This is a genomic window from Sulfuricystis thermophila (assembly GCF_004323595.1).
Lineage (GTDB): Bacteria > Pseudomonadota > Gammaproteobacteria > Burkholderiales > Rhodocyclaceae > Sulfuricystis > Sulfuricystis thermophila.
This window is the reverse complement of record NZ_AP019373.1, coordinates 488,188-500,889: the sequence shown is the minus strand read 5'-3', so window position 1 is coordinate 500,889 and position 12,702 is coordinate 488,188. Positions and strand designations below refer to the sequence as shown.

At 62.5% G+C, this 12,702-nt stretch carries 8 protein-coding genes; all 8 read right to left on the bottom strand.

The window, feature by feature from the left end; translation table 11 throughout:
* Positions 1-14: 14 nt before the first annotated feature.
* The gene (locus M52SOB_RS02560) at positions 15-1,481 is read right to left on the bottom strand and encodes a glutamate synthase subunit beta (protein WP_131110437.1); all 1,467 of its coding nucleotides are present in this window, start codon (positions 1,479-1,481) and stop codon (positions 15-17) included.
* 225 nt (positions 1,482-1,706) lie between these two features.
* On the bottom strand, positions 1,707-6,335 hold the full coding sequence (gene gltB / locus M52SOB_RS02555; protein WP_131110436.1) for a glutamate synthase large subunit: 4,629 nt from the start codon (positions 6,333-6,335) through the stop codon (positions 1,707-1,709).
* Positions 6,336-6,520: 185 nt separating this feature from the next.
* Positions 6,521-7,645: a deoxyguanosinetriphosphate triphosphohydrolase gene (locus tag M52SOB_RS02550; protein WP_131110435.1), complete on the bottom strand. Its 1,125-nt coding sequence runs from the start codon at positions 7,643-7,645 to the stop codon at positions 6,521-6,523.
* On the bottom strand, positions 7,638-8,726 hold the full coding sequence (aroB, locus tag M52SOB_RS02545) for a 3-dehydroquinate synthase (protein WP_131110434.1): 1,089 nt from the start codon (positions 8,724-8,726) through the stop codon (positions 7,638-7,640). The genes M52SOB_RS02550 and aroB overlap by 8 nt, the downstream gene beginning before the upstream one ends.
* On the bottom strand, positions 8,714-9,250 hold the full coding sequence (locus tag M52SOB_RS02540; protein ID WP_284155170.1) for a shikimate kinase: 537 nt from the start codon (positions 9,248-9,250) through the stop codon (positions 8,714-8,716). Before M52SOB_RS02540 ends, aroB begins: the two co-directional genes overlap by 13 nt.
* Before the next feature lie 22 nt (positions 9,251-9,272).
* On the bottom strand, positions 9,273-11,495 hold the full coding sequence (locus tag M52SOB_RS02535) for a type IV pilus secretin PilQ (RefSeq protein ID WP_172601727.1): 2,223 nt from the start codon (positions 11,493-11,495) through the stop codon (positions 9,273-9,275).
* Positions 11,492-12,040, bottom strand: coding sequence for a pilus assembly protein PilP (locus M52SOB_RS02530; protein ID WP_131110433.1), 549 nt, complete (start codon positions 12,038-12,040; stop codon positions 11,492-11,494). The genes M52SOB_RS02535 and M52SOB_RS02530 overlap by 4 nt, the downstream gene beginning before the upstream one ends.
* Positions 12,037-12,702 (bottom strand): type IV pilus inner membrane component PilO, encoded by a 666-nt coding sequence (locus M52SOB_RS02525; protein WP_131112394.1) that lies wholly within the window; start codon positions 12,700-12,702, stop codon positions 12,037-12,039. Before M52SOB_RS02525 ends, M52SOB_RS02530 begins: the two co-directional genes overlap by 4 nt.

The window sequence follows — 12,702 nt, the reverse complement described above, 5'->3', positions numbered from 1 at the left end:
GCGCGCACCCTGGGTCAGCGCGGCAGGAGGCTCGTCCCCATCAGGAACTCGTCGACCGCACGGGCACACTGACGCCCCTCGCGGATCGCCCAGACCACCAGCGACTGGCCGCGCCGCATGTCGCCGGCGGCGAACACCTTGGGCACGCTGGTCGCATAGCAGCCGGGGCCATCGGTGGTCGCCGCCGCATTGCCGCGCGCGTCCTTGGCCACGCCGAAGGCATCAAGCAAGGCCTGCACCGGCTGCGTGAAGCCCATGGCGAGGAAGACGAGATCGGCTTCGATGAAGAACTCGGAACCCGGGATCTCCTTCATCTTGCCGCCGCTCCAGTCGAGACGCACGCACTTGAGCGCCTTGAGTTTCCCCTTCTCGCCGATGAACTCCTTGGTGGCGATCGCCCAGTCGCGCGTGCAGCCTTCCTCATGGGACGATGAGGTGCGCAGCTTGTTCGGCCAATAGGGCCAGGTGAGCAGCTTGTCTTCCCGTTCGGGCGGCTTGGGCAGCAGTTCGATTTGCGTGACACTCGCGGCGCCATGGCGGTTGGAGGTGCCGACGCAGTCGGAACCGGTATCACCGCCGCCGATCACGACGACGCGCTTGCCATGTGCGTTGATCGGATTCTTGCGGCCGCCGCCGACTTCTTTGTTCTGTGGGATCAGGAATTCGAGCGCGAAGTGCACGCCGTCGAGCTCGCGGCCCGGGATCGGTAGATCGCGCGGCGTCTCGGCGCCGCCGGCGAGGATCACCGCATCGAACTCTGCGAGCAGCTCGGCGGGCGCGATGAGCTTCGTCGCATCGCAGGCCACGCCCTTCGGCAGCTTGTCGTCTGCCGCCACCAGCGTTTTCAGGCGGAACTTCACGCCCTCGACCTTGAGCTGCGCGACGCGCCATTCGATCACGCGCTTGTCGAGCTTGAAGTCCGGTATGCCATAACGCATCAGGCCGCCGATGGCATCGTTCTTCTCGAACACCGTCACGTCATGCCCGGCGCGCACCAGCTGCTGAGCGGCAGCCAGCCCCGCCGGGCCGGAGCCGACGATGGCGACCTTCTTGCCGGTCTTGACGGTGGCGATCAGCGGCACGACCCAGCCGTTCTCGCCGGCGCGATCGATGATCGCATGCTCGAGTGACTTGATGCCGACGGGCTTGGCATTGATGTTCAGCGTGCACGCCGCCTCGCAGGGGGCCGGACAAACCCGCCCCGTGACTTCGGGAAAGTTGTTGGTCGAATGCAGGATGTCCAGCGCCGCGCGCCAGTCGCCGCGATACACCGCATCGTTGAAGTCCGGGATGTTGTTGTTCACCGGACAACCGTTGTTGCAGAATGGGATGCCGCAATCCATGCAGCGCGCGCCCTGTACCTTGGCCTGCTCGTCGGTGAGACGGGCGACGAATTCGTGATAGTGCTTCAGGCGCTGATCGACCGGCTCGTAGCCTTCGGAAACGCGCTCGAACTCAAGAAAACCGGTGGGCTTGCCCATTATGCTGCCTCCGCAGGGCCGCCCCAAGAAGGCAGCCAATCAACAAAACTCAAGCGAAAAGAGCCTGCAGTCTCCCACTTTCGCGGGAAGGGGGCTGGGGGGATGGGGGACTTCATGCTGCCTCCGCAGGGCCGCCCCAAGGAGGCAGCCAATCAACGAAATACGAGCGAAGCGAGCTCGCAGTCTCCCCCTTCCTCGGGAAGGGGGCTGGGGGGATGGGGGACTTCATGCTGCCTCCTTCAGCTGCTTGGCCGCCATTTCGGTCAGCGCCCGACGGTATTCATGCGGGAATACCTTGACGAACTTCTCACGGAAAACCGGCCAGTCGGCCAAGACACGTCGCGCCATCTCGCTACCGGTGGCCGCCTGATGCTTCTCGATCAGCGACTTGAGCAGCACCTCGTCGGCGCTGTCGCAATGACGCGTGCCATCGTCAGGCTGTTTTTCTGCCGGCAGGACCTTTTCCAGCTTCACCATCGACAGATTGCAGCGCGCGGCGAAATCGCCATCCTCGTCGAGCACATAGGCGATGCCGCCCGACATGCCAGCGGCGAAGTTGCGCCCGGTGCGGCCCAACACGACCACGGTGCCGCCCGTCATGTACTCGCAGCAATGGTCGCCGGTGCCTTCGACGACAGCGGTCGCGCCCGAGTTGCGCACCGCGAAACGCTCGCCGGCGACGCCGCGGAAGAATACCTCGCCCTCGATCGCGCCATACAGCACGGTGTTGCCGACGATGATGTTCTCGCAGGGCTTGCCGCGGAATTCCTTGGGCGGCTTGACGATGATCCGGCCGCCGCACAGGCCTTTGCCGACATAGTCGTTGGCCTCGCCGGTGAGCTCCAGGGTGATGCCACGCGCCAGGAAAGCGCCAAAGCTCTGCCCGGCCGTGCCCTTCATGCGGATATGGATGGTGTCATCCGGCAAACCGGCATGTCCGTAGCGTTTCGCCACCTCATGAGACAACATCGTGCCCACGGTGCGGTTGCGGTTTTTCACCGCGGTTTCGATGACCACCTTCTTGCCGTGTTCGAGCGCCGGTCGCGCCTTGGCGATCAGCGTGTGATCCAGCGCGCGCTCGATGCCGTGATCCTGTATCTCGCAGTGATGACGGGCCACCTCCGCAGGCATCGCCGGCATGTAGAAGATGCGCGAGAAATCCAGGCCACGCGCTTTCCAGTGATTGATGCCTTTCTTCATATCGAGCAGATCGGCACGACCGATCAGATCGTCGAACTTGCGGATGCCCATTTCGGCCATCAACTGGCGCACTTCTTCGGCGACGAAGAAGAAGTAATTGACGACGTGTTCGGGCTGTCCCGAGAAACGCCTTCTCAGCACCGGATCCTGGGTGGCGACGCCGACCGGGCAGGTGTTGAGGTGGCACTTTCGCATCATGATGCAGCCTTCGACCACCAGCGGCGCGGTGGCGAAGCCGAATTCGTCGGCACCGAGCAGCGCGCCGATGACGACGTCACGGCCGGTCTTCATCTGGCCATCGACCTGTACGCGGATGCGGCCGCGCAGGCGATTGAGCACCAGGGTCTGCTGCGTCTCGGCGAGCCCCAGCTCCCAGGGCGTGCCGGCATGCTTGATCGACGACCAGGGCGAGGCGCCGGTGCCGCCGTCGTGACCGGAAATCACCACATGGTCGGCCTTGGCCTTGGCCACACCGGCAGCCACCGTGCCGACGCCGATTTCCGAGACCAGCTTGACGGAGATATCCGCCTGCGGGTTGGCATTCTTCAGGTCATGGATCAGCTGCGCCAGATCCTCGATCGAATAGATGTCATGGTGCGGCGGTGGCGAAATCAGCTGCACGCCTGGCACCGAGTGGCGCAAAAAGCCGATGTAGTCCGATACCTTGTGACCCGGCAACTGGCCGCCTTCGCCGGGCTTCGCGCCCTGCGCCATCTTGATCTGGATCTGGTCGGAGTTGGCGAGATATTCGGTCGTCACGCCGAAGCGGCCCGAAGCGACCTGCTTGATCGCCGAGCGCAGGCTGTCACCTTCCTTGAGCGGAATGTCGCGCTCGACGCGGTTGGCGCCGATCACCCCGGCGAGCGTCGTCGGGGCGGTGATCTTGGCGAACCGCTTCGGATCCTCGCCGCCCTCGCCGGTGTTGGACTTGCCGCCGATGCGGTTCATCGCGATCGCCAGCGTGCTGTGCGCCTCGGTGGAAATCGAGCCGAGCGACATCGCGCCGGTGGCGAAACGCTTGACGATCTCGCTCGCCGGCTCGACCTCGTCGAGCGGCACGGGCGGGCCAGCCGGCTTGATTTCGAACAGGCCGCGCAGCGTCATCAAACGGCGGCTCTGGTCGTTGATGATTTTTGCATATTCCTGATAGGTCTTGAACTTGCCCGCGCGCGTCGCATGCTGCAGCTTGGCGATCGCGTCGGGCGTCCACATATGCTCTTCGCCGCGCACGCGGAAAGCATATTCGCCGCCGATCTCGAGCGTGTTGGCAAGGAGCGGATCGTTGCCAAACGCGGCGGCATGCGTCGCCAGCGCCTCGCGCGCGACTTCCTTGAGACCGATGCCCTCGATCTTGGTCGGCGTGCCGGTGAAATAGCGGGCGACGAAATCGGAGGACAAGCCCACTGCCTCGAAAATCTGCGCGCCACAGTAGGACTGGTAGGTGGAGATGCCCATCTTCGACATCACCTTCATCAATCCCTTGCCGATCGCCTTGACGAAGTTCTTCTGACAGTCATAGGGCGACGGCTTACCGGGCAGCGTCGGCGCGATCGCCGCCAGGCTTTCGAAGGCGAGCCAGGGATGGATCGCCTCGGCGCCATAGCCGGCGAGCGTCGCGAAATGATGCACCTCGCGGGCAGCGCCGGTTTCGATCACCAGGCCGCAGGAAGTGCGCAAGCCCGTCTTGACGAGGTGCTGATGCACGGCTGAGCAGGCCAGCAGTGCGGGAATCGGTGCACGCTCGGCATCGACGTTGCGATCGGAGAGAATGATCACGCTCGCGCCCTCGCCGATGGCACGCTCGGCCTCGAAACAGACCCGGAACAGGGCATCGCTCATGCCGGCAGGGCCCGCGGCGGCAGGCATGGTGATATCGATCACGCAGGCGCGGAAAGTGCCATTCGTCAAACGGTCGATCTCCTTCAGCCGGGCCATGTCGGCCGGCGTGAGGATGGGCTGCCGCACTTGCAGACGCGGTGCTGGCTCGCTTGCGTCGATCTCGAGCAGATTCGGGCTGGGGCTGACCATCGAGATCAGCGACATGACGATTTCCTCGCGGATCGGGTCGATCGGCGGGTTGGTGACCTGGGCGAAAAGTTGCTTGAAGTAGTTGAACAGTGGCTTGCTGCGGTTCGACAGTACCGGCAGCGGGCTGTCGTTGCCCATCGAGCCGGTGGCTTCCTCGCCCTTCGTTGCCATGGGCTCGAGGATGAACTTGAAATCCTCCTGGGTGTAGCCGAATGCCTGCTGCAAATCGAGCAACGGTGCGGACAGCGCGGTCTCCGCCTCGACTTCGGGCAGATCCTCGAGGTAATGGCGCGACATGTAGAGCCATTCTCGGTAGGGCTTGGCGGTGGCCAACTGGTCCTTGATTTCATCGTCGCCGATGATGCGACCGGCTTCGAGGTCGATCAGCAGCATCTTGCCCGGCTGCAGGCGCCACTTCTTGACGATGCGTTCTTCGGGAATCGGCAGCACGCCGATCTCGGAGGACATGACGACGAGATCGTCATCGGTCACCAGGTATCGCGCCGGCCGCAGGCCGTTGCGATCGAGCGTGGCGCCGATCTGCCGGCCATCCGTGAAGGCCACCGCGGCTGGGCCATCCCAAGGTTCCATCAGCGCCATGTGGTATTCGTAGAAGGCACGCCGATTCTCGTCCATCAGCGGATTGCCGGACCAGGCTTCGGGAATCAGCATCATCATCGCGTGCGCCAGGCTGTAGCCGCCCATCACGAGAAGCTCCAAGGCATTGTCGAAACTGGCGGAATCCGACTGGCCATCGTAGATCAAGGGCCAGATCTTCTGCAGGTCGTCACCGAGCAGCTTCGAGGAAATGCCGTGTTCGCGCGCACGGATGCGGTTCACGTTGCCGCGCAGGGTGTTGATCTCGCCGTTGTGGGCGATCAAGCGGAAAGGATGAGCGAGATCCCACGCCGGGAAGGTGTTGGTCGAGAAGCGCTGATGCACCAGCGCCAGTGCCGTAACCACCCGCTCATCGTTGAGATCGAGGAAATACTGGCCGACCTGATCGGCGAGCAGCATGCCCTTATAGACGATGGTGCGCGTCGACATCGAGGGCACATAGAACATCTTGCCGTCGGGGAGCTTGAGCGCCTGCACGCGGTGGCCGGCTTCCTTGCGGATCACGTAGAGCTTGCGTTCCAGCGCATCCTGGTCGGTGACATCCTCACCGGCGGCGATGAATACCTGGCGCATCACCGGTTCGACATCCCGTGCGGCTTGCGCAAGCCCGCTGTTGTCGACCGGCACGTCGCGCCAGCCGAGCAGCGTCTGGCCTTCGTAACGGATCGTGCGCTCGATGGCCGCCTCGCAGGCGCGACGGCTCTCCGCCGCACGCGGCAGGAAGATCATGCCGACGCCATATTGGCCCGGTGGCGGCAGCTCCACACCCTGCCGCGCCATTTCGGCGCGGAAGAAAGCATCGGGAATCTGGATCAGGATGCCGGCGCCATCGCCAAGCAGCGGGTCATAGCCGGTGGCGCCGCGATGTTCGAGATTCTTCAGGATCTGCAGGCCCTGCGTGACGATCGCATGGCTTTTCTTGTTCTTGATGTGGGCGACGAAACCCACGCCACAGGCATCCCGCTCCTGGGCTGGTTCGTATAAACCTTGCTGCTCGGGCATGGTCATTGCTGGCTTCCTCAATAGAAAACGGGGCGCCCGTTGTGCGACGTCCCGGGGAGCCAAACGACGTGGCGGCAACGATACTGTTCGTGCGCGCCCAGCGCGCCTTCCCGCTATCGACAAAAACGAGCGAACCCGTGATGTTACGCAGATTCGCCAGCGCCTTCAAGGGCCTTCCGGCGTCACAGGTCTCAGAGTTCCCCGACGGCGAACAGACGCCGATGCTCCTTGATCGCATAACGGTCGGTCATGCCGGCAATATAGTCGGCAATCGCCCGCGGCTCACCCTCGCGTTCCCCCAGCGCGCGGTATTTTTCCGGCAGGAGCCGCATGTCGGAAAGAAAAGCGGAAAACAGCTCCTTGATGATGCGCCGCGCCTTGGTCGTCATGCGTACCACCTGGTAGTGGCGATAAAGCGATGTGTGCAGGAAGTGTTTCAACTCTCGGTTCATTTCGTGCATGGCTGGCGAAAAGGCGACCAGCGGCGGCGCCACGGCCACATCGTCGAGGATCGCAATCCCTAACCGCGCGATACGAGCCCGGGTTTCCGCGAGCAGGTCGGTCACCTGTGCATCGATCATGCGGCGCACGGTTTCATGGATCAGCCGCCGGCCGGTCAGGTGCGGGAATTCCTTGAGCGCCGCCGTCCGATGTTCGGCGAACAGCTTCACCGATTCGAGCGCATCGAGGGTGAGCAGTCCGGAGCGGAGGCCATCATCAACGTCGTGATTGTTGTAGGCGATCTGATCGGCGAGATTGCAGATCTGCGCCTCCAGCGACGGACGATGGTCGGTGAGAAAGCGCTCCGCGACTTCGCCCAATTCGCGCGCTTTCGCTGGTGAGCAATGTTTGAGGATGCCCGCCCGCGTCTCGAACATCAGATTCAGCCCATCGAAGGCGCCGTAACGCTCCTCGAGCTTGTCGACGATACGCAAGGACTGCAGGTTGTGCTCGAAGCCGCCGTAATCGGCCATGCATTCGTTCAGCGCATCCTGCCCGGCGTGGCCGAACGGTGTGTGGCCGAGATCGTGCGCCAGCGCGATCGCTTCGGTCAGATCGTCGTTGAGCTTGAGCGCGCGGGCGATGGTGCGCGCGATCTGTGCGACCTCGATCGAATGCGTCAGCCGCGTGCGGAACAGATCGCCTTCGTGATTGACGAAGACCTGGGTCTTGTATTCGAGACGGCGGAACGCCGTCGAATGAATGATGCGGTCGCGGTCGCGGGCGAATTCGCCGCGCGTCTTCGGCCGCGGCTCGGGATGCTGCCGGCCGCGTGAATTGTGCTCGCCGACGGCGTAACTGGCCAGCTCACTCACAGCAGGTTTCGATCGCCGCGCGAATCTCCGACATCGGCGCCTCGGCGTAAGTCATGGCTTCACCGAGCCGCTTGAGGAGAACCAGGCGCAGCCTGCCCTCGAGCACTTTCTTGTCGTGCGCCATCAGGTCGAGATAGCGCTCGGCGCCGAGTCTGGGACCCCGCACCGGCAGATGGGCGCGTTCGAACAGCTTGCTCACGCGCTCGACATCGGCTTCGCCGAGCCAACCCAGTCGCCTCGACAACTCCAGCGCCATCACGGTGCCAGCCGCCACCGCTTCGCCATGCAGCCAGACGCCATAACCCGCGCCGGCCTCGATCGCATGGCCGAAAGTGTGGCCCAGATTGAGCAGCGCCCGCCCACCTTCTTTAGCGGTTTCCAGCTCGTCACCGGCGACGACTTGCGCCTTGTTGGCGCAGGAACGTTCGATCGCGAAGGCAAGCAGCTCGCCATCGCGCGCCATCAGTCGTTCCATGTGGTCATCGAGCCAGTCGAGGAACGGCAGGTCACGGATCAGACCATATTTGATCACCTCGGCCATGCCGGCGGACAGCTCGCGGTCTGGCAAGGTATTCAGCGTATCGGTATCGGCGACGACCAGGCGCGGCTGCCAGAAGGCGCCGATCATGTTCTTGCCACGCGGATGATTGATGCCGGTCTTGCCGCCCACCGACGAATCGACCTGGGCCAGCAGCGTCGTCGGCACCTGGATGAACGGCACACCGCGCTGATATGTGGCGGCGGCAAAGCCCGACAGATCGCCGATCACGCCCCCACCGAGCGCGACGATCGTCGTGCCCCGATCGCAGCGCTCGGCGAGCAGATGATCGTAAATCCGGTTGAGCGTCTCCCAGTTCTTGTAAGCCTCCCCATCCGGCAGCACCAGTGCCGTCACGCCAGCGCCGACTTGCGTCAACGTGCCCTGCAGACGCGCCAAATAGAGCGGAGCAACGGTTTCGTTGGTGACGATGGCGACACGCCGCCCGGCCAGGCTGGCGAAGGCCGAGGGATCCGCCAGCAGGCCGGCGCCAATCAGGATCGGGTAGCTGCGTTCCTTGAGGTCGATGGTCAACGTCTGCATGGGCTCGGCAACAACTGCTTGAGTTCGTTCATGATCGCCGCCGCATCGCGGCCGGACTCGACGACCAGATCGGCGACTTCGCGGTAGAGCGGATCGCGCTGGGTGACCAGCTGACGGATCCTGGCCAGCGGGTCGGCCACCTGCAACAGCGGACGGCTGCGGTCGTGGCGGATGCGCGCAAAGATCAAGCCTGGTTCAGCGTGTAAATATACAACGCAACGACTCGATAGCAGGCGCGCACGGTTGAGCGGATGGAGCACCACGCCCCCCCCCGTGGCGACGACGAGACCTGGACGAAGTGCGATCTCCGCCAGCAGCTGCGATTCTCTGAGCCGGAAACCAGCCTCGCCTTCGATCTCGAAGATGGTGGCCACCGTCACGCCAGTCAGCCGCTCGATCTCACGATCGAGGTCGATGAATTCGCGGCCGGTCTCATGCGCAAGACGACGGCCCAGCGTCGTCTTGCCCGCCCCCATCATGCCGACGAGAAAGATCGACGGCCCCGTGAATGAACTACCTTTCAAACGAATCCGGTCTCGCCGACGCTCAGCGCATACTCAACGCGTTGTCGATGATCTTCGGCGTGATCATGACCAGAAGTTCGGTCCGGTTGTCGGTCTTCGAGCGGGTCTTGAACAGAAAGCCGACATAGGGCAGATCGCCGAGGAAAGGCACCCGGGTGGTGCTATCGCGCTCTTCCTGCTCATAGATGCCGCCGATCACCACCGTACCGCCATTGTCCACCAGGACGTCGGATTCCACTTCCTTGGTCTTGATCGAATAGCCGAGGAAAGTGCTGACCTGCGGCCCAAGGGCGTTTTTGGTGATCTTCAACTTCAGCATGACTCGCCCGTCGGGAGTGATATGGGGTTTGACTTTCAGCGACAAGTTGGCATCCTGCCAAGCCACCGAGGTCGCGCCCGAGGCACTCGAAACCAGATACGGTACCCGCACCCCCTGCTGGATATTGGCTTCCATCTGATCCATCGTCATGATGCGCGGGCTGGAGATGGTCTTGCCCTTGCCATCGGCTTCCAGGGCGGATAGTTCGAGCGTCAGCAACATGGTCTTGGCGCGGTTCATCAGCGTCAGCGCAAATTGGCCCGCTGGGTTTGGCACGGCCAGATTCACCATCTGGCTGTTCTCGATCTTCGGCGTCGGCACCTCCCGGGTATAGGTGATCTCGCCTGTGGTACGGTCGATGTCGGTGATGATCGCGGTGGCCGGGTAATTCCCTGCCTCCGGTAAATGAGCGTAGGCATCGTTGCTCGAAGCCGAAAGGCCGAAGCGAACGTTGGTGTCTTTCCCCAAACTGTGCCCGACGTTCATGCCCTGATGGTCATGCGTGCCCAGCCGGACACCGAGCGACTTGGTGAAATTGGTATCCGCCTCGACGATGCGCGCTTCGATCAGCACCTGGCGTACCGGGCGGTCGATCTGCTTGAGCAGACTGGAGATCATGTCGAGCTTGCTCGGCACGTCGTAGATGAACACCTGATTGGTCCGCTTGTCGATGGTGATCTTGCCGACCGACGACAAGAATGCTGACGCCTTGTCCTTGCCCTTCAGATCGTCCTTCTCTTTCTCGATCATCGCCAGTAGATCTTCGGCCTTGACGTAGTTGAGCTGGAACAGCTCGAGGCGAGGCTGTTCGGCGGCGATCGCGGTCTCACGTGACTTGATCGCCTGCTCGTCGCGTGCGGCGAGCTCGTCCTGCGGCGCAATCCAGATCACGTTGCCGTTCTTGCGCATCGCGAGGTTCTTCTGCTGCAGGACGATCTCGAGCGCCTGATCCCACGGCACGTCGTTGAGGCGCAAGGAGACGTTGCCGCCGACCGAGTCGCTGATGACGATGTTGAAATTGGTGATGTCGGCGAACACGTGCAGCAGCTCACGCAACGGGATGTTCTGGAAGTTGAGCGAAATCAACTCGCCCTGGTAACCCTTCTTGCTGCCCTGGAACAGCTTGCTCGGATCTTCCTTGACCGGCCGGACTTCGACGATGAACTGGTTGTCGCTCTGATAGGCGGTATGTTCCCACAGGCCGGTTGGAACGATTTCCATGGTCACGCCGTCGCCTTCCGGGCGTGTCGTCACCGCGGTGACCGGCGTGCCGAAATCGACGACGTCGAGACGCTTGCGCTGCGACTCGGGCAGTTGCGTCTTTTTGAAGGACACAAACAGTTTCGAGCCTTTTTGGGCCACGTCGATGGCCGCATCAGACGAGGTCATGTCGACCAACACCACGCCGGCACCTTCCTTGTTGCGGCGGAACTGGATGCTGCGGATCGCATTATCCTCACTGCGACCGGTCTGGGCAAAATGCTGCACGCCGGCAGGTGCTGCCGCGACGTCGGAACGCACGTCGTCCAACAGCGTGATGTTGAGGTGTTTGCCATCGACGCGCGCCTCGAAACGGGCATTCTGCGCCAGATTGAGCACCAGTCGGGAACGATCGCCGGCCTGGACGACGCTGTAACTGCGCAGCACGCCTTCATTGACGGGTTTGCCGGTATGCCCCAGGCCGTTTTCCGTCGCGGGGAAATCGAACACGATCCGAGCCGGATTGGTGATCATGAAATTCGCGGGCGTCGCGGCAAGCTCTTTGCGCAGACCCAGCTTGACGACGGTACTGCCGGCCACTTTGCCGACCTCGAGACTTTCGATGACATTGGTCTTACTTGTCTCCGCAGCATTTTGCGCCATGGATGTCGAGACCATCGCCAGCAACAGGGTCACGCCGGTCAAAAGAGAACGCATGAATTTCATTTTTTCGACTCCTTGCCCTGCGCCCCATCTTTGAGCTGCAGGGTCATTTCCCGCTCCACCCAGTCGGACGTCTGCCCGCTCGGGTCCTGCACGATTTCCTTCAAGACGATCTCGGTAGGCGTGATCGCCACGATGCGGCCGAAATTCTGGCCGAGATAATTGCCGACACCAACCTGATAGACGACACCGTCGGCCTGAACGATGGCGCGCTTGGTCTTGCTTTTGGTTTTGTCGACCACGCCGATGAAACTGATCGACTCGAGCGGATAGTTTTCGAGCTGCTCCCGCGGCCGGTCGAAATCCGGCTTGTTCGCCCCGCCCGCCCCTTTCCGCTCCGGCTCGATCCGGGAGGGATTGAACGGATCCACCAAGTCGTTCGCTTCATAGGAAACGACGGGGAAGGGCTTGAGCTCGGGTAGCGGCGGAATGCCGCCCTTCAAGTCGCGGGAAGACTCTTCCATCCACTGCCTGATCTCGTCGTGCCCGCGCTCGGCGCAAGCGGCCAGAGTGAGCAGCGCCGCGATATAGATGCCAAGAGTTCTCATTTCTTGGCCCCCTTGGCTTTTTCCGCCCGTTTACGCGCTGCCATCTCTTCTTCATCGAGATAGCGGAAAGTCTTGGCGGTGGTGCTCATGGTCAGCACATCCCCGGATTTTCCGGGCGCGACATTGATGTCGTTCAAGGTGACGATGCGCGGCAACTTGGCGATGTCGCCGGCAAAATTACCGAAATCATGATAGCTGCCCGTGAGGTTGATCGTGATCGGCAGCTCAGCGTAGAAGTCCTTCACCACCTCGGTTCCCGGCTTGAAGAGCTCGAACTGCAAACCGCGCCCCAGGCCCGCCTGGTTGATATCGACCAGCAGCGATTCCATTTCCGCCGCATTGGGCAACTGCTTGAGCAACGCTCCGAACGAGCGCTCGATCTCGACCAGCTGGTTGCGATAGGCATCGAGATTGATCGCCTGTTTCTTCTTTGTCAGCCAATCTTCCTTGAGCTTGGCTTCTTCCTGCCGCTTCGCCTTGAGGTCTTCATACTGAACCTGCCAGCCAAACCAGGCGGCCGCTGCGACCAACAACACAAACAGACCGGCGAGGACGACGATGCGAGGCACCAGTGGCCAGGCGCCCGGGTCTTTCGGATCGAGCGCGCGAAAATCTTCCGCGATCGATTGGAAATCGATCTTCGGCAGTGCCGGTTTGGCCAT